We start from the raw sequence: 17409 nt of genomic DNA on the forward strand, positions 1-17409 counted from the left end.
CGGCCTGCCCGCGGAGGAGCATCGCCGCCTCCAGCCGCTGCCTCCGCCAGCCGCAGGCCTCGCCACACGTCGGCCCGGGCAGGCGTGGTGGGTGCGCGCCTGGCCAGGCACGGCCGGCCCGCCAGGCACGGCTCCGGGCCGTCGGCTGGTCAGGCGGAAAGGCGTCCCGTGTGTCGGCGGCGGCGGAGGGAGCTGCGCGCGGCCCTCCTGGCGTGATAGGCGATCGGCATGTACCGCAGCCGCTCGGGCAGCCGCGGCGTCACCATCGCCACCGCATGCCCGAGATGCCGCAACCGCCGCTCCTCCCGGGCGGTCCACCGCAGCCCAAGCTTCTCCCGCACGGCGGGCGGCAGGGTGCCGACGGTGACGAAGTAGGTGAACTCGCCCGCCCCGGCACCCACCGGCGTCCACAGCCGGCGCAGCGGCGCGGGCAACCGGGGCGGCGCGGGCGCGCCGCGCATCACCGTCAGCACGTCGAGCGCGGTCGCGTGCGCCTCCAGCCGCCCGCGCACCATCTCCTCGAAGTAGCGCCAGAACGCGTCCAGGTCCGCCGGCATCTCCCGCTCGGGCACCCGCAGAATGGCCCCGAGCTGCCGCGACTCGGCGTAGAGCCGCCGCTCCTGCGCCGGCGTGAACGGCGTGCCGAAGTACCGGTTGAGCGCGATGAACCGCTCGAACAACGACAGGTGCACCCACGCCCACGCCTCGCCGTTCAGCGCATGGTAGTGCCTGCCCTGCTCGTCCACGCCGCTGATCGGCTTGTGCAGCTCCCTGAGCCGCTGCCCCTCGGCGGGGCCGTCCGGCCCGCCGTAGACCCATTTCTGCACGGACGCGAGCGTGCGCTCCAGCCGCCCCCAAGGGTCGGCCTTGTACGTGGAGTGCTCGGCGACCGCGGCCCCGACGGCCGGATGCATCGTCTGGAGGACCAGCGCGCTGCCGGCCACGAGCAGGTTGCGGTACTCGCCGGCGGTGTCCCAGTGCATCGAACCTGGGCCGAACGGCTCAACGTCCATGATGACTGCCTCCTGGGTGCTACAACCCCATTCCTCTTGTATCACCCAGGAGGGTCACAAGTAACCCTTCACTTACTCAAACCGTGAAGACGACCTTCCCGAAGATCTCCCCGGCCTCCATGGCGGCGAAGCCGTCCCGCGCCTCGGCCAGCGGCAGCACCCGGTCGACCACCGGCCGCAGCCCCGTCTGCTCCAGGAACACCGCCAGCCGCCCCAATTGCTCCCGCGTCCCCATCGTCGTGCCGACGACCGAGAGCTGCAGGAAGAAGACCCGGTTGAGGTCGGCCGGCGGCACCGCGCCACTCGTGGCCCCCGACACCACGATGCGCCCGCCGGGCTTGAGCGACTTGAGCGAATGGTCCCACGTGGCCTGCCCCACGGTCTCCATGACCGCGTCCACCCGCTCGGGCAGCCGCGCGCCCGGCTCGAACACCTGGTCGGCGCCCAGCTCCCGCGCCCGCTCCCGCTTCTCCTCCGAACGGCTGGTCGCCCACACCCGGTAACCCCCGGCGCGGCCGAGCGCGATCAGCGCCGTCGCCACTCCCCCGCCGGCCCCCTGCACGAGCACGGTCGAGCCGGGCTGCAGCCCGGCCTTGTCGAACAACATCCGGTACGCGGTCAGCCAGGCCGTCGGCAGGCAGGCCGCGTCCTCGAAGCTGAGCGCCGCGGGCTTCGGCACCAGGTTGCGGCGCGGCACGGCCACCCGTTCGGCGAACGTGCCGTCGTACATCTCCGACAGCAGCGTCCGCTTCGGATCGAGCGTCTCGTCGGCACCCGTGCCGATCACGGAGTGCACGATGACCTCGTTCCCGTCCTCGTCCACGCCGGCGGCGTCGCAGCCGAGCACGATCGGCAGCCGGTCCTGCCTGATGCCGACGCCCTTCAGCGTCCACAGGTCGTGGTGGTTGAGCGCGGCCGCCCGTACGGAGACGGTCGTCCACCCGTCGGGCACCTTCGGCTCGGGGCGCTCGCCCAGCGTCAGGCCGGCGAGCGGGTTGTCGGGATCGGTCTGTGTGGCGGTTACGGCGAACATGGCCGCACCCTACTTCAGCCCCACCCCTCAACCCGGAACCCCCACCACACCGCCCCAAACCACCACCACCCCCGAATCCCCCTTGCCCGCTCCGATCCAGACCCGCCACCGCACCTCCGCCCCACCCTCCACGAGCCAGGGAACCACCACCCCACGCCCGCCAGCCGCGGCACGAGCCAGGGGACCACGACCCCACGCCCGCCAGCCGTGGCACGAGCCAGGGGACCACCACCCCACGCCCGCCAGCCGTGGCACGAGCCAAACCGCCGCCACCCACCCCGCACTCCGCCGCCATGCTCCTTCGCCCACGCCAGTCCCTGCATCACGGGCCAGCCCCTGCATCACGCGCCAGCCCCTGCATCACCGGCCAAGCCGCGCCACCCAAGCGCGTCCACTCGCAGCATGAGCCAAGCCACCCACCACCCACGCCAGCCCCCGCGTCACGAGCCATAACGCACCGGCTACCCACCCAGGACAGGGGCCGAGCACCTCACACCCGCAGTCCGGCCGACCTCCCCGCCCCCAGACCTCACTTCATCGTGACGCGGATCCCGGAGATCGCCTTCGTCCGGAACGACGCCGGTCCGCTGGCGGCCACCAGCACATCTCCCCGGCACACCATCTCGGCCCGCCGCCCCCGTCCCTGGACCACCCCGGGCATCCGGGCCCGCTTCGCGCAGTCGGGTGTGGGTACGAGCGCCACCGTCTCCGCCGCCCCGCCGCCGAACCACAGCTGCGGCCCGATCGGCTCCCCCTGCGCGTACTCGCCCGGCTCGGCGAGCTGCACCCCGCCGCGCGCCGTCAGCACGAGATAACCGTCCTTGGTCACCCGCCCCTTGAGGTTCGTCGCCAGCGCCGTCCGCTGGTCGAACGTGAGCCCCTGCCCCCGGTCGTACATCGCCACCCGCCACGGCCCGAACGCGAACAGCAGCACCTGCCCGTACTGGCCGCTGCCGGCCTGGCGCGGCCAGAGCGTCACGTTCGGCGCGTAGTTCCTGAGCGGCCGGCCACCGCGCGTGATCTCGGCCTCGCCGCCGTAGGGCGCGACGAACTCCCGGAACATCCCGTCGATCCACCCCGCCCGGAACGGCCGCACCCCCATGGCGGCCAGCCTGAGCCCGGCCGGGTACCGCACCTCGGCCCGCGCCCCGTGCGGGAACACCACCTGGATCACCTCATCGCCGCCCTTGTGCTTGACGGGCGCGGTCAGCATGTTGGGCGGGTTGTCGATGGTGGTCAGGGAGGTGATGGGCGAGGGCGTCCGGGTGGCGGACACGGGCCCGGGCTCCGGGTCCCGGCTGGCGAGCAGGCCGACGACGGGGATCAGCAGGAGCGCCAGGACCACCGCCAGCCCGATCCACCGGCGACGGCCGCGCTCGCCTGCCTCGATGACGTCGAACTGGTCAGCCACGACGTTCCTAGCCGAGTAGTGCCGGCTTGCGCCCTTACGTCTCAGTTCAATTGAGGGGCGACCGCCAGCGCAAGCCCTGGAACCTGGCGAAGTCCTGGTCGCAGGTCACAAATTCACAACCGTGCTCGATGGCGAGTGCGGCGAGGTAGGCGTCGGGGATGAGGTTGCCGGTCGCGCCGGCCGCGCGGGTGAGCCGGGTGAAGATCTCCCAGTGCCGGTCCTCCGCCGTGACGACGATGGCATGCGGCTGGTTGCGGTAGGTCTCGGCGAAGGCCAGCGCGCGCTCGACGGGATCGGGCTCCTTGTAGATGCGCCGGTTGGTGACCATCCGGACGAAGCCGTTCACGACGAAGTCGCTCACCGCGTAACCGGAGTCGCCGTTGACCATCTCGTCGATGACGGCGTGGCACTGCTTGTGGTCGGGGGACTCCTTCCTGAAGGCGTTGACGAGGACGTTGGTGTCAGCGAGCAGCATTGCGCGCCCTCTCGACCCATTCCTCGTCTTCGAGGTCGGAGAGGATGTGCTCCAGCGTCTCGCCGGCGTCGAGCCGTTGCTGCACCATGGGCGCGAAGCCAGGCTTGCTGTCGGACGTGATGAGCTCCACGCGGGGCCGCTCGGCCACCTCCGTGGCTCGGTTGAGTAGTTGGCGCAAGGCGTCCTCCATGACTGAGGTGAGACTTCTTCCGTTCTTGGCCGCGTACGCCTTCGCCTCGTTGAGGAGCGTCTCGTCGATGCGCACCGTTGTCCTCCGCATGACTCCAGCGTCCGCGCCTGACATAAAAATGTCAACACCAGATAGTAGTCACGCGATCACAGATTTTGCGCCCACTTTACGTCACCACGTGGCCACATTGAGCTTCCCGTCACTGGTCACCCGCACCCGCTCCCCCACCAGCTCCCGCTCCTCGGCCTCCGCCAGCAGCGCCGCTTCCTCGACCACCGCGTAGGAACGCCCCCCGGGCACGTCCAGCACAAGGAACCCCTTCTCGGCGGCGCCGTCGCGGCCGTGCGCCACCGTGTACCCGGCGACGATCCCCACCCCTTCGCAGCTCTCCACCAGCGGCACCTCCTTGGCGACATGAACCGGAGCGGCGTCCCCGAGCCGCCCGCCCGGCTCGCTCGACCACACCGCGTACGTGTGCTTGGTCAGGTGCATCCCCACCCCGGTCACCAGCCCGTGCCCCGACTGGGCCCGCAGCAGCCCGGCCATCGTGGCCGTCGAGTGCAGGACGTAGTCGCTGGCCGGCCCGCCCGCGTACGGCAGCCCGCCGGTGACGGTCAGCCCGCGCGGGTCGAGCGGGTCGAGCCCGATGGCGTCGCACGCCTGCCGCAGCGCGATCGCGAAGCAGCTGTAGAGGTCGAGCGCGTTCATGTCGTCGAGGGTCAGCCCGGCCCGTTCGAAGGCGGCTTCGGCGGCGCGGGCGATGGCGGTGGAGGAGCCGAGCGCGGGCCGGGCCGCCACCTCCCAGGCGTCCTCCGCGTACGCCCATCCGCGCAGGTACACCCGCCGGTCGGGCGGCACTCCGAGCCGGTCGGCCAGCGCGGTGCTGGCCAGGACGACGGCGGCGGCCTGGTCCACCTCCAGCACGGCGACCGTGTCCCTGGTGTAGGGCCAGCCGACGAAGCGGTCGCCGAGCTCGCGGGGCTCGCGGGCGGTGCGGCGCCAGGCGTGCGGGTTCGCGGCGGCGACCTCGGTCATGGGCGCCATGATGCGGGCCCGTTCGCGCATCTCCTGCTCGATCGTGAGGCCGGCCGCGGCCCGCCGCGCGGTCTCCATGATCGGGTACGTGTGCACCGGCAGGACCAGCCCGTGCGCGAGCGCCGAGGGGTGCGGCGGCCGTTCCCACCCGTACGGGGGCTTGGGGTCGGCGGGATGGCTCCACGGCACGTGCTCCCCCGCTTTCCTGTACGCCCTGCGCGTGGCCAGCGCCTCGGCCCCGGCGACCAGGGCGGAGTCGAGCTCGCCCGCGGCGATGGCGGCCATGGCGGCACCGATGAGCAGGTGCGGGGCCGTCCCTCCGACTTTGGAGTAGACCCGGTGGCGCGGCGTGGCGCCGAGGCGGTCGGCGAGGCGGCCGACGGGAGAGTCGTACTGCCAGGAGTCGGTCCAGACGATCTGGATGGAGTCGAGCCGTTCGACGGGCAGCCGCGCGTCGCCGGCGGCCTCGCGTGCCACGGACTCCCAGAGGTCGAGCGGCTCGGGCCCGGGCTGCTCACGAACGGTGCGTTGTGCGATGCCAATGAGACAGGGGGTGCGAGGGTCCATGGATCAAGTCAACCAGAACATCGCTCGGTTGATAAGGAGTGGCATGTGATAAATGCGGTTACCGCTGTGACCAGAGAAATTCAATCAAGGCGTTCACCTGCGGAGATGCCCATCACGAATACATGCGAATTTGCTATTTCTATAACGGAATGGAACCGGCTCATGCTTTTTCACGTCGTTTCCTGGTCGCCGGATCGCGCCGTTCATTAACGTTCCGAACGTTTTCCTGGCCCACCGGGGCGCAGTCCCCCGCTCTGGGCCGCCGAAAGCTGAGAGGAGCTCCATGAACCCCCGAGCAAGGCGCATCGCGTTCCCCCTCGCCGGCCTGCTGGCCATCGGACTGGCGGCGGGAATGGTCAGCGGCGCCGCAGACGCGACGACCGCACCCTCCGACGTCATCGCCAGGAACTCGGCGACCCCCGCCGAGCAGGCCGTCCAGTTCTGGACGCCGGACCGCGTCAAGCAGGCCACCGATCACGACGAGGGCATCGACGTGACGTCCAAGGGCGTCAAGGGCAGCAACGACGCCCCCGACGGCCCGCCCGGTTCCGTGCCGCCGATCGGTGGCGAGAAGACGTCGTCCAAGAGAAGCAAGCACGTCAACCTGCCGAACACGGTCGGCCGCGTGTTCTTCACGCTGCCCAAGGCCGATCCCCGCGACCCGAGGAACTGGCGTTACTGCTCGGCCACCTCGGTCCAGAGCAAGTACCGCAACCTCGTGGCGACCTCCGCCCACTGCGTGTACGACACGAAGCAGAACACCTTCTACGACAACTGGATCTTCATCCCGTCGTACTGGGACGGCGACAAGGTCTGGAACGGCAAGGCCCCGTACGGCATCTACGCCGCCAAGACGTTCAACGCGCACGACGACTTCGTCGTGAAGGAGGACTACGACTACGACTACGCGTTCGTCAACGTCTTCAACGGCATCAAGGTCGACTGGCAGAAGGCCGGCAACCGCTGGCGGTGGACCGTCAAGAACGTCGGCCGCCTCGGCGACAACGTCGGCGGTCAGGGCTTCACCTGGAACCGGAGCACCAAGCTGAACGTGTTCTCGTTCGGCTACCCGGCCGGTGAGCACCCCGACGGCGACCGGCCCTACACCGGCCGCACGATGAAGTACTGCTACGGCAAGACCAAGGCGATGCCCGAGGCCAAGAAGTACAACCTTCAGGAGCACGTCGGCTTCAAGTGCTCCTTCACCGCCGGCGCGAGCGGCGGACCGTTCCTCTACAACTACAAGAGCGCGTCACGCACCGGCTACCTGGTGGGCGTCAACAGCGTCGCCTGGGACACCGACGGCAACGACCGCTACGACCACATCTCCTCTCCCTACTTCAACACCGACACCTACAAGGTCTACAAGGCCGCGGCCAACCGCTGGACGGGCAACTGGCGGTGATCGACCGGCACTCCACTGACGGGAAGGCCCCGGTTCCCCTGGGAGCCGGGGCCATCCATCGGCGGAATGAGGGGTGCGATGCGGGCGTGGCGTACGCCACTGGAACGTGCGAATGCGACCGCGAATGCGCGCGAATTCGGTTCACGCGGATCGCCGCCGAACCCGCCGCTGACCTGCGGTGACGCAGCCCACTAATGATCATTTACGCGTATCGAGAGCGCACGACTGACGGCATCCTTATGGTTCGCGACGCACTCTTGATCAGGTAACGAATCTCTATCCGAGCTGCAATACCGTCTGTACATCTGGAAAAATCCACCCTTACGACCCCAAGAAAGGCATTTCATGATCCCCCGAGCCAGGCACTTCGTGGCCGCTGCCCTCGGCAGCGCGCTGCTGATCGTGCCTGCCTTCACGGGGATCGCCCACGCCGCGACGAGCGCGGTCGCCAGCAAGGTGTACGCCGTCCCGCTGGCCAGGACCCTCGCGGACGTGAAGCGGGTCGCCGACTACTGGAAGCCCGACCGCCTCAAGCAGACCGACCTCTACACCCCGGCCACGCCCGGCTCCGGCGCCGGCTCGACGACCTCGTCGGGCGCCGCCGCCGGCCCCGCCGCGCCCGCCGCCGCTGGTGTCACCGCCACCGCTGCCAAGCGGACGAACGCCGCGGCCGCCGTCGCGCCCGCGCTGCCCCGTCAGGGCACCGCCGCCAACACCATGGGCAAGGTCTTCTTCCGCTTCGGGGACAAGGAGTTCTGGTGCTCCGCCGCCGCGGTCGCGGCCAGGAACCGCAGCGTCGTCGCCACCGCCGGCCACTGCGCGTACGACTCGCGCACCGGCAAGCCCGCCGACTACTGGATCTTCGTCCCGAACCCCGGCCCCAACGGCGGCGCCCCCGACGGCATCTACGTCGGCGCCTCGATCAGCCTGCACGAGGACTGGTCGGGCAAGGGCGACTACGACTACGACTACGCGTTCGTGACCGTGCACCGGGGCTTCACCTGGGTCGCCGGCAAGGACGGCGCGTCCGTCATGCAGGACGTCGGCCGGCTCCAGGACAACGTGGGCGGCCTCGGGCTCGAACTGAACAAGAAGCCCGGCACGTACACCGTGACCGCCTTCGGCTACCCGGCCGGCCAGCAGCCCGACGGGACGCACCCGTTCGACGGCAAGACGCTGCTCAAGTGCCTGCCCGGCACCACCCGCTACACCGTCGCGCCCGGGCGCGACCTGCAGAAGGGCGTCGAGCTGACGCCGTGCGACTTCAGCCCCGGCGCCAGCGGCGGCCCCTGGGTGATCGCCTACGACAGCACCCGCAGGCTCGGCAGCCTGGCCGGCGTCAACAGCCTGACCTGGAACAGGGACGCCAAGGGCCGCTACGACTCGGTGTCCGCGCCGTACTTCGACACCACCACCGGAGAGGTCTACCGACGCGCCGCGTCGCTCTCGACCATCCCAAATGTGACCTAAGTCATAGCAACCATCTGATCACTGCGGGTGATCAGCGGCTTCTTTGTCACAGTACGGTCACGGCGCGCGTTTGGAACGCTGACAGGATCTACCGGTAATTCACATGACCAGAGTCAACCCGATAGGTTCCGGGCTGTCCGTTTGCTGAGTTTTGAAGGTGCAGCAAGGCGCCTCATGTCAGCGCAACCTGGAGTTACCTTGAAGCGAATCCTCCTTCCCGCCGGCGGTGCCCTCCTGGCCACCGGCCTGCTCGCCGCCGGCCTGTCCGGCACCGCGCAGGCCGACGGCGACGTCGCCCACGACCCGATGGCCCGCAACAACTCCGACGCCGTCTCCATCGCCTCCTTCTGGCTGGCCTCGAACGGCGCGGCGCTCCGGTCCGCGACCCAGTACACGTGGGACTCGAACGAAGTTCGGAAGGTCGTCTCCAAGGGCGGCTACAGCCCCGACGGCAGGCCCGGCACCACCGCCCCGACCGGCTCCTCGAAGTCGACCGGCTCGGCCCAGAACGTCAACCTCCCCAAGACCGTCGGCAAGGTCTTCTTCGTCGACGGCCAGGGCAAGTTCCGCTGGTGCTCCGGCACCTCCATCCAGTCGAACTACCGCAACCTGGTCGCCACCGCCGGCCACTGCGTCTACGACACCGACAGCAACAGCGCCACCATGGACAAGTGGGTCTTCGTCCCCGGCTACTACCAGGGCAAGGCCCCGTGGGGCATCTACGTCGGCAAGCAGGCCTTCACCCACTACGACTTCGACACCTACGAGGACTACGACCGCGACTACGCGTTCGTCACCGTCTTCAACGGCATCACCTCGAACGGCGTCAAGCAGGTGGACCGCAAGGACTTCGAGCGCTTCACCGGCCCGAAGCGCGCCTGGGGCGGCCACTACTACATCCTCCTGTCCAAGGACGCCGGCCGCCTCGGCGACAACGTCGGCGGCCAGGGCTTCGCCTGGAACCAGCCCACCGGCAAGCCCGTCCGCGCCTTCGGCTACCCCGCCGCCCCCCACCCCGACGGCAACAAGCCGTACAGCGGCGTCACCCCCAAGCACTGCTACGGCAACACCACCGCCAAGGCCGTCGGCGCCTCCTGGCTCAAGATCGAGGAGCACATCGGCCTCAAGTGCGCCGTCACCCCCGGCTACGACGGCGGCCCCTGGCTCCTCAACTACAGCAACGCCAAGCGGCTCGGCTACGTGAACGGCGTCACCAGCACGTTCGCCGACCAGGACGGCAACGACCGCATCGACTACATCACCTCGCCGTACTTCGACGGCGAGACCGCGTCCGTTTACAACGCGGCCAAGAACGTGTGGTCCGGCAAGATCGTGGGCCCGAACGGCGAGCTGTACAAGTAAGCCCTACCAGGGGACGGCGAGGGCCTCGACCCCGAGGCCCTCGCCTTGCCGTTCCCCCAGAAACCCTCTGAACGCGAGAACACAAAGCACTACCGGGTACGCGGGGGCTCACAGCATGGCCTTCCGCTCGGGGGCGCTACGCGCCTTGGCAGCTTCAGACAGCGCCTCCCAAGGGGGCTCCGCCCCCTTTCGATCCCCCGACACCCCCGCTCGCTCCGCTCGCCGCAGCGCCACCGCCGTCTTGAGTAACGCCCTCAGCGAGGCTTGATCACAAGCGGGTACTGGTTGCCCGCGCGTCTCTCATCTCGCCGCGCAGACATAACCCTCGAGATCGGATGGCTGCGCAGCCAGAGATCACCGCGCTCCGTAAAGGATTTTCTACACGCCACGGTGTGGAGGAATGGGAGATCCAGGTCACAGACGAGTTCTTGATCTGGGTTGACACACTGGACAAACAATCGCGGCCAAGGTGGTCGACGCGATCGACCGACTGGCCGAGAGCGGGCCAATCCTGGGGCGTCCACTTGTCGACAAGCTGGAGGGTTCCCGGCTCCACAATCTCAAGGAGCTGCGCCCTGGCTCCGCCGGGCGATCCGAGATTCGGATCTTGTTCGTGTTCGACCCCTGGCGATGTGCCGTACTCCTCACAGGTGGAGACAAGTCCGGAAACTGGTCCGGTTGGTATCAGCGAGCCATCCCCCACGCGGAAGAGCTGTACGCCGAGTATCTGAGGGCGCGCGAGAAGGAGGAGAAGGACCGATGACCAACTTCCACAAGTGGAGCGACATCCGCGCCGAGATCGTGGCCAACTCCGGTAGGGAGGAGGCCGTGGTGGAGGCCCGGCGGCGCAACCAGGCTTACATCGACGGCCACCGCCTCGCCGAACGACGCAAGAGCGTGGGTCTGTCGCAAAGCGAGGTGGCCGAGCGGATGGGCGTGGCCAAGAGCCGCGTCTCGCAGATGGAGCGCGGCGAGATGTCCACCATGGAGGCCGTGGCCGGCTACAGGCCCTGGGCGGGCAACCGCAGATCTCCGCGGTGTCCGGCGATGACCTCTACATCCTGCGCGGCACCGACACCCATGCCGCATAGCCGAACCTTCCACCCGCCCCCGGGAAGATCTTTCTTGGTTCAACTGACAGACGGTATTTGCCTTGTCACGATGGGCGCATGCGTCGCGATGATCTGACAGACGCCGAATGGGAACAGGTCGCTCCCCTGATCCCCCACGACAGCGTCCACGCCGACCGCACCGACGACCGCACGGTGATCAACGGCCTGCTCTATCAGGCCCGCACCGGCGTCCGATGGCGTTATCTCCCCGACCGGTACGGCTGCTGGGTCACCATCTACAAACGTCACCGCCGCTGGCTGGCCGACGGCACCTGGCACCGGCTGGCGCTGGCGCTCCGTACCGACGGAGCCAAAACCATCAGGGCCGGCCACGCCGACCTCGACCTCATCCGCAGCCATCCCCCCGGCTCCCCCGGCACGGCACCGGACCTGTCCCCCTTCAAGGACACAGCGGTGCTGGCCAGCCTCCAGGCCCTTCTGGGCGACACGGTCAGAGCCAAGAAGCTCTGACACCGCCCCCACCACATCCCCACGGCCCGCCGACGACATGTCGGCGGGCCGTTGTCATGCACTGGCCCTACAGAAACCCCGTCAGGAACGGACATCCGAAGGGGTTTCAGGCCCGAACCTGAAGATCACCTGTGAGAAACGGGCAGATTAGACGGAGCCGGTTCCCATCTGGTTCCTGTGATCTGAGTCACGTTCAGCTGACTACAGTCCGTGATGGCCCATTAACGGCACTTTCGTCCCGGCAGCAACAACCCCTCGATACCCAGCGAAAACGTGACCTAATGATCACAACGCGCGAAGATCTCTGACAGGTCACGGAAAGGTCACGGCGGTAAGGGCGTCTACCGGATCACTCAAAGCGGGTTCCACCTGCGGAGATCACCACGCTATGTTCCTTGCTATCCCTTTACTGACGCATGGGACGCAAGTTGCGACCCACGACAGAGCAAGGAGCAGTTCCCTTGAAGCGCATCCTCATCCCCGCCGGTGGCGCCCTCCTGGCCACCGGCCTCCTGGCCGCCGGCCTCGCCGGTACGGCCGCCGCTGACAGCGACGTCGCCAAGGACAACCTGGCGACCAGCGCGGCGAACGCGAAGGCCATCGCCGACTTCTGGGCGGAGAACAACGGTGCTGCCCTCAAGGCCGCCACCGAGTCGAACATCTGGGACAAGTCCGACGTCGCCAAGCTGCAGAGCAAGGGCGGCTACAGCTCGGACACCAAGCCCGGCTCGACTGCTCCGATCGGCGAGGAGAAGAAGACCTCCTCCAAGGTCCAGAACGTCAACATGCCGAAGACCATCGGCAAGGTGTTCTTCGTCAACAGCAAGGGCGAGAAGAAGTGGTGCTCCGCCACTTCGATCCAGTCGCAGTACCGCAACCTGGTCGCCACGGCCGGCCACTGCGTGTACGACACTGGCGCCAACTCCGACGTCATGTCCAAGTGGGTCTTCGTCCCCGGCTACTACCAGGGCAAGGCTCCGTGGGGCATCTACGTCGGCAAGCAGGCCTTCACCCACTACGACTTCGACGTCTACGAGGACTACGACCGCGACTACGCGTTCGTGACCGTCTACAACGGCGTCAAGGTCGACGGTGGCGGCAAGACCAAGCAGGTTTCCAAGGCCGAGTGGGACAAGTACGCCGGCATCAAGGACGCCAAGGACCAGGAAATCTCGCAGGCCGAGTACCAGAAGTGCGTGGACTACAACGGCGGCGAGACCCCTGACTGCTGGGCGAAGGCCAGCGACCTCGAGGACCTCGTCGGCCCGGACTACCCGGACGCCACGAAGGTGCTCAAGGAGGTCTCGAAGGAGCAGTACGACGCCGCTCCGACCGGCAAGAAGAACGGTGCCAAGGCCGAGCAGGCCACGGTCACCGAGTTCGTCACCGAGTCGCAGTACAAGGCCTACAAGGGCCCGGGCTACCAGAAGATCGACGACAAGGGCAACTTCACCATCACCCACTACTTCCTCAAGTACTGGGTGAAGAAGAGCACGTCGGTCAAGTACTACAAGACGACCTTCTTCATCGTCGAGACCGGCTCCCTGGACGCCGGCCGCCTCGGTGACAACGTCGGCGGTCAGGGCTTCGCCTGGAACCAGCCGACCGGCAAGGCCGTTCGCGTGTTCGGTTACCCGGCCGCTCCTCACCCCGACGGCAACAAGAACTACACCGGCGTGACTCCGAAGTGGTGCTACGGCAACACCACGAAGAAGCTGGTGGGCTCCGCCGCCAAGAAGATCGAGGAGCACGTCGCCCTCAAGTGCGCCATGACCGAGGGCGCCGACGGTGGCCCGTGGCTGTACAAGTACAGCAACAGCAAGCGTCTCGGCTACGTGAACGGTGTCACCAGCACCTTCAACGACCAGGACAGCAACGGCCGCGTGGACTACATCTCGTCGCCGTACTTCGACGGCGAGACCAACACCGTCTACAAGGCTGCCGCGGCCTCCTGGTCCGGCAAGGTCGTCTGAGTAACGGATAGCGACCGGACCTAGACCGTTCGTGTAACCGTTGCAAGCGAAGGGCCCGGCATCCTGCCGGGCCCTTCAGCTTTCACCCCAAAGATGAAGGCTTTTGGACGCACGGGGCGTCCGGACGGTGCCATCAAGTCGATGTGATCTGCATCACATCACATCGATCGAACGAATCAAGGGGATGATCCAGCACCGCTGACCACACTGACAACTTCCTTATGTTGATCAGGGCAAATGGTCACAAGGGGAGCCTTCCTCAACTCCTGCGCATCAGCCACTTAAACATCACAGAATGATCACGGCCGTCTTGTCCCATCTTTTCCGGCCAAAGCGGCTACCGGACTTCAAGATCCACACTGTATGTTCCTGGCTATCCCTTTACTGACGCATGGGACGCAAGAGGCGTTCCACGACAGCGCAAGGAGTTACCTTGAAGCGCATCCTCCTCCCGGCCGGTGGCGCCCTTCTGGCCACTGGTCTGCTGGCCGCTGGCCTCGCCAGCACCGCCCAGGCTGACGACAAGATCGCGGACGCCGACCTGGCGAAGACGGCGGCGCAGGCCGCCGAGGTCCTCGACTTCTGGACCAAGTCGGACAACGCGGCCCTGAAGAAGGCTGTGGCGTTCAACCCCGACGCTCTCGAGGTTGAGAAGATCTCCTCCGGTGGTGGCTACAGCGCGGACACCAAGCCGGGCTCCACCGCCCCCATCGGCGAGGAGAAGAAGAGCACCGCCAAGGTTCAGAACGTGAACCTGCCGAAGACCATCGGTAAGGTTTTCTTCGAGTACCGTGACGGCTCGCTCTACTGGTGCTCGGGCACCTCGATCCAGTCGCAGTACCGCAACCTGGTCGCCACGGCCGGTCACTGCGTCTACGACATCGCCGGCAACGACGAGGTCGTTTCCCGCTGGGTCTTCGTCCCGGGTTACTACCAGGGCAAGGCTCCTTGGGGCGTCTACGTGGGTAAGCAGGCCTTCACCCACTACGACTTCGACGTCTACGAGGACTTCGACCGCGACTACGCCTTCGTCACCGTGTACGACGGCATCGGCGGCACCCTGAACAAGCCGAAGCAGGTCTCCAAGGCCGACTACGACAAGTACCAGGGTGAGAAGTTCACCAAGGACTACAGCATCACCGAGGCCGAGTACAAGAAGTGCAAGGACCTCAACGGCGGCGAGACGCCGGACTGCTGGGCCAAGTCGGCCGACCTCGAGGACCTCGCCGGCCCGGACACCCCCGGCGCCGAGAAGGTGCTCAAGGAGGTCTCGAAGGAGCAGTACGACGCTGCTCCCACCGGCGACAAGAACGGCGCCAAGGCTGAGGGCGCCACCACCATCGACTACGTCACCGAGGCGCAGTACAAGGCCTACAGTGGCCCCGGTTACCGGAAGATCGACGACAAGGGCAACTTCACCATCACCCACTACTACCTCAAGTACTGGGTGAAGAAGAGCTCCGAGGTCAAGTACTTCCGCACCGAGTTCTTCATCGTCGTTCACGAGGTGAAGAGCGTCGGCCGCCTGGGCGACAACGTCGGTGGCCAGGGCTTCGCCTGGAACCAGCCGACCGGCAAGTACGTCCGCACCTTCGGCTACCCCTTCGGCCCGCACCTGGACGGCAACAAGCCGTTCACCGGTGTCACGCCGAAGTGGTGCTACGGCAAGACGGCCAAGAACGTGCTCCGCATCCCGTCCAAGAAGGTCGAGGAGCAGATCTCGTTCAAGTGCACCGTGACCGCCGGTTACGACGGTGCGCCGTGGCTGTACAAGTACAGCAACAGCAAGCGTCTCGGCTACGTCAACGGTGTCACCAGCCTCATCGCCGACACCGACAGCAACAAGCGCTACGACACGATCACCTCGCCGTACTTCGACGGTGAGACCGCCGCGATCTACAAGGCCGCTTCGGCCTCGTGGTCCGGCAAGCTGATCCCGTAGTTCTCGCTGCTGGACAGAACGACGACCTAGTCATCGTTCACATGCTTCACCCAAAGGGCTCGGCTTCGGCCGGGCCCTTTGGCCTTTTCATGATGAATTTGAGCATTCCCCTTACCAGAGTGACTGGTGGGTCGATAGGGTCTTTACACCCTTTTTGACAACTGTGGAGCCTCCCGTGAAGCGCCTGCTCATCCCCCTCGCCGCCGCCGGCCTGAGCGCCGCCGTACTCGCCTCGCCCGCGACCGCCGCCCCGTCCTGGGCCTCCGAAGACCTTCTGCCCAAGCCGGCCGACGCGTACGGCGCCGCCGCTTTCTGGCTCGACTCCAACGGGGCCGCCCTGCGGAAGGCCACGCAGTACAACCTGGACGCCAAGGACGTGCCGAAGATCGTGAGCTCGGGCGGCAAGGGCGCCCCTGACGGCAAGCCCGGCATGACCGGCCCGACCACCACTGCCAAGGCCACCACCAGCAAGAACGTCAACCTGCCGAAGACCGTCGGCAAGGTCTTCTTCTTGGACAAGGCGGGCCACTACCGCTGGTGCTCGGCCACCTCCATCCAGTCCAGGAACCACAACCTGGTCGCCACCGCCGGCCACTGCGTGTTCGAGAACGGCAAGGACGAGGTCTACAACAAGTGGATCTTCGTGCCGGGCTACTACCAGGGCAAGGCTCCCTGGGGCGTCTACGTCGGCGCCTACGCCTTCACCGCCTACGACCTCGACACCTACGACGACTACGACGGCGACTACGCCTTCGTCGCGGTGCACAACGGCTTCTCCCTCAGCGGTTCGAAGCAGGTCTCGAAGGCCGACTACGACAAGTGGCTGGGCGACAAGTGGGCCAAGGACGTTGAGATCACCCAGGCCGAGTACACCAAGTGCGTCGACCTGAACGGCGGGGAGAGCCCCGACTGCTGGGCCAAGCTCGCCACGAACGCCGACGTCGTCGGGCCTGACTACACCGGCGAGAAGAAGCGGGCCTTCAAGGAGGTCTCCAAGGAGGAGTACGACAAGGCCCCCACGGGGAACGGGAACGGCGCCCAGGAGCCGACCAAGACGGTCGTCGACTACGTGACCAAGTCCGAGTACGACGCGTACAAGGGCGAGGGCTACCGCAAGATCGACGCCAACGGCAACTTCACCATCACCCACTACTTCCTGGGTTACTGGGTCAAGGAGTCCACGAAGACGCTGTACTACAAGACCGTCTTCACCGTCGGCATCGCCAAGGACCTCGGCCGCCTCGGCGACGTGGTCGGCGGCCAGGGCCTCGCCTGGAACCAGCCCCTCGGCCAGCAGGTCACCGTCTTCGGCTACCCGAGCGCCCCGCACCCCGACGGTGACCGCCCCTTCACCGGCGTCACCCCGAAGTGGTGCACCGGCAAGACCGGCACGAAGAGCGTCCAGGTCAACACCTTCAAGGTCGAGACCCACCAGACCCTCAAGTGCTCGATGACCTTCGGCGCCGACGGCGGCCCCTGGCTCATCAAGTACAACAACAGCAAGCGCACCGGCTACGTCAACGGCGTCACGAGCCTGTTCGCCGACACGGACGGCAACGACCGCATCGACACGATCAGCTCGGCCATCTTCGACAGCGAGACCGCCGACGTCTACAACAAGGCGAACTACGCGGAGACGAAGAAGATCGTCGGCCCGAACGGCGAACTGCTCAAGTAGCGGCCGATGGGCCCGGGCCGACGCGAGCCCGGGCCCATCGCATCGTCCAGACATCAGGTGGACGCGCACAGCTTGACAAGCGCACCGGAGACGCCGGCGGCCGCTGGAGCGTGAGCCTTCCCAAATAGATCCCGATCTCGCAGCCAATCCACCTCGGCGGCCAGAACATGGGGCGGGATAAGACGGCCACGGGAACACACCATTCGCCGGGGGAAGGGTGACAGGGCCGCCAGCTGCCAGTGGACGGCGTCGCCTTCGTGGCCCCTGTGACC

At 67.2% G+C, this 17409-nt stretch carries 15 protein-coding genes; 9 read left to right on the forward strand and 6 right to left on the reverse strand.

The genetic code is table 11. The features are described from left to right. Positions 1-149: 149 nt before the first annotated feature. From KIS93_RS25040 to KIS93_RS25065, 6 genes are all read right to left on the reverse strand, one after another. Positions 150-1013: an oxygenase MpaB family protein gene (locus tag KIS93_RS25040; protein WP_080045370.1), complete on the reverse strand. Its 864-nt coding sequence runs from the start codon at positions 1011-1013 to the stop codon at positions 150-152. A 76-nt stretch (positions 1014-1089) separates the two neighbouring features. Continuing rightward, positions 1090-2046 carry a zinc-binding dehydrogenase gene (locus tag KIS93_RS25045; RefSeq protein ID WP_080045369.1) on the reverse strand — a complete coding sequence of 319 codons (957 nt, stop codon included), beginning with the start codon at positions 2044-2046 and terminating at the stop codon, positions 1090-1092. A gap of 529 nt (positions 2047-2575) precedes the next feature. Further along, entirely contained in the window at positions 2576-3457 is an 882-nt protein-coding gene (locus tag KIS93_RS25050) for a hypothetical protein (RefSeq protein WP_080045368.1), read from the reverse strand. Between the two features lie 46 nt (positions 3458-3503). After that, positions 3504-3932 carry a type II toxin-antitoxin system VapC family toxin gene (locus tag KIS93_RS25055; protein WP_080045367.1) on the reverse strand — a complete coding sequence of 143 codons (429 nt, stop codon included), beginning with the start codon at positions 3930-3932 and terminating at the stop codon, positions 3504-3506. Continuing rightward, entirely contained in the window at positions 3919-4197 is a 279-nt protein-coding gene (locus KIS93_RS25060) for a DUF6364 family protein (RefSeq protein WP_155129138.1), read from the reverse strand. Before KIS93_RS25060 ends, KIS93_RS25055 begins: the two co-directional genes overlap by 14 nt. Positions 4198-4293: 96 nt before the next feature. After that, a complete protein-coding gene (locus KIS93_RS25065; protein WP_080045365.1) occupies positions 4294-5724 on the reverse strand; it encodes an acetyl-CoA synthetase in 1431 nt (476 codons plus the stop codon). A 283-nt stretch (positions 5725-6007) separates the two neighbouring features. Here KIS93_RS25065 and KIS93_RS25070 point away from each other — a divergent pair, with 283 nt between their 5' ends. The 9 genes from KIS93_RS25070 to KIS93_RS25110 all read left to right on the forward strand — a co-directional run bounded on the left by KIS93_RS25070 (position 6008) and on the right by KIS93_RS25110 (position 17137). After that, a complete protein-coding gene (locus KIS93_RS25070; protein ID WP_080045364.1) occupies positions 6008-7129 on the forward strand; it encodes a trypsin-like serine peptidase in 1122 nt (373 codons plus the stop codon). A 345-nt stretch (positions 7130-7474) separates the two neighbouring features. Continuing rightward, on the forward strand, positions 7475-8599 hold the full coding sequence (locus tag KIS93_RS25075) for a trypsin-like serine peptidase (protein ID WP_080045363.1): 1125 nt from the start codon (positions 7475-7477) through the stop codon (positions 8597-8599). Between the two features lie 198 nt (positions 8600-8797). Further along, positions 8798-9961: a trypsin-like serine peptidase gene (locus KIS93_RS25080; RefSeq protein ID WP_080045362.1), complete on the forward strand. Its 1164-nt coding sequence runs from the start codon at positions 8798-8800 to the stop codon at positions 9959-9961. Positions 9962-10430: 469 nt separating this feature from the next. Beyond that, entirely contained in the window at positions 10431-10724 is a 294-nt protein-coding gene (locus KIS93_RS25085) for a type II toxin-antitoxin system RelE/ParE family toxin (protein ID WP_329607677.1), read from the forward strand. After that, entirely contained in the window at positions 10721-11149 is a 429-nt protein-coding gene (locus KIS93_RS25090; protein ID WP_222107621.1) for a helix-turn-helix domain-containing protein, read from the forward strand. The genes KIS93_RS25085 and KIS93_RS25090 overlap by 4 nt, the downstream gene beginning before the upstream one ends. Next, the gene (locus KIS93_RS69100) at positions 11131-11544 is read left to right on the forward strand and encodes a transposase (RefSeq protein WP_080045361.1); all 414 of its coding nucleotides are present in this window, start codon (positions 11131-11133) and stop codon (positions 11542-11544) included. Before KIS93_RS25090 ends, KIS93_RS69100 begins: the two co-directional genes overlap by 19 nt. Positions 11545-12005: 461 nt before the next feature. Then, positions 12006-13517: a trypsin-like serine peptidase gene (locus KIS93_RS25100; RefSeq protein WP_080045360.1), complete on the forward strand. Its 1512-nt coding sequence runs from the start codon at positions 12006-12008 to the stop codon at positions 13515-13517. A gap of 433 nt (positions 13518-13950) precedes the next feature. Continuing rightward, the gene (locus tag KIS93_RS25105) at positions 13951-15459 is read left to right on the forward strand and encodes a trypsin-like serine peptidase (RefSeq protein WP_080045359.1); all 1509 of its coding nucleotides are present in this window, start codon (positions 13951-13953) and stop codon (positions 15457-15459) included. A gap of 175 nt (positions 15460-15634) precedes the next feature. Then, the gene (locus KIS93_RS25110) at positions 15635-17137 is read left to right on the forward strand and encodes a trypsin-like serine peptidase (RefSeq protein ID WP_080045358.1); all 1503 of its coding nucleotides are present in this window, start codon (positions 15635-15637) and stop codon (positions 17135-17137) included. Positions 17138-17409: the final 272 nt, after the last annotated feature.

The organism is [Actinomadura] parvosata subsp. kistnae, assembly GCF_900323885.1.
In the GTDB taxonomy this organism is placed as follows: Bacteria; Actinomycetota; Actinomycetes; order Streptosporangiales; family Streptosporangiaceae; genus Nonomuraea; species Nonomuraea composti.

Bases quoted from the DNA above. Each gene is read 5' to 3' on its own strand.
- KIS93_RS25055 (WP_080045367.1), bottom strand. From the start codon at position 3,932: ATGCTGCTCGCTGACACCAACGTCCTCGTCAACGCCTTCAGGAAGGAG.
- KIS93_RS25090 (WP_222107621.1), top strand. From the start codon at position 10,721: ATGACCAACTTCCACAAGTGGAGCGACATCCGCGCCGAGATCGTGGCC.
- KIS93_RS25045 (WP_080045369.1), bottom strand. From the start codon at position 2,046: ATGTTCGCCGTAACCGCCACACAGACCGATCCCGACAACCCGCTCGCC.
- KIS93_RS25040 (WP_080045370.1), bottom strand. From the start codon at position 1,013: ATGGACGTTGAGCCGTTCGGCCCAGGTTCGATGCACTGGGACACCGCC.
- KIS93_RS25075 (WP_080045363.1), top strand. From the start codon at position 7,475: ATGATCCCCCGAGCCAGGCACTTCGTGGCCGCTGCCCTCGGCAGCGCG.
- KIS93_RS25065 (WP_080045365.1), bottom strand. From the start codon at position 5,724: ATGGACCCTCGCACCCCCTGTCTCATTGGCATCGCACAACGCACCGTT.
- KIS93_RS69100 (WP_080045361.1), top strand. From the start codon at position 11,131: ATGCGTCGCGATGATCTGACAGACGCCGAATGGGAACAGGTCGCTCCC.
- KIS93_RS25070 (WP_080045364.1), top strand. From the start codon at position 6,008: ATGAACCCCCGAGCAAGGCGCATCGCGTTCCCCCTCGCCGGCCTGCTG.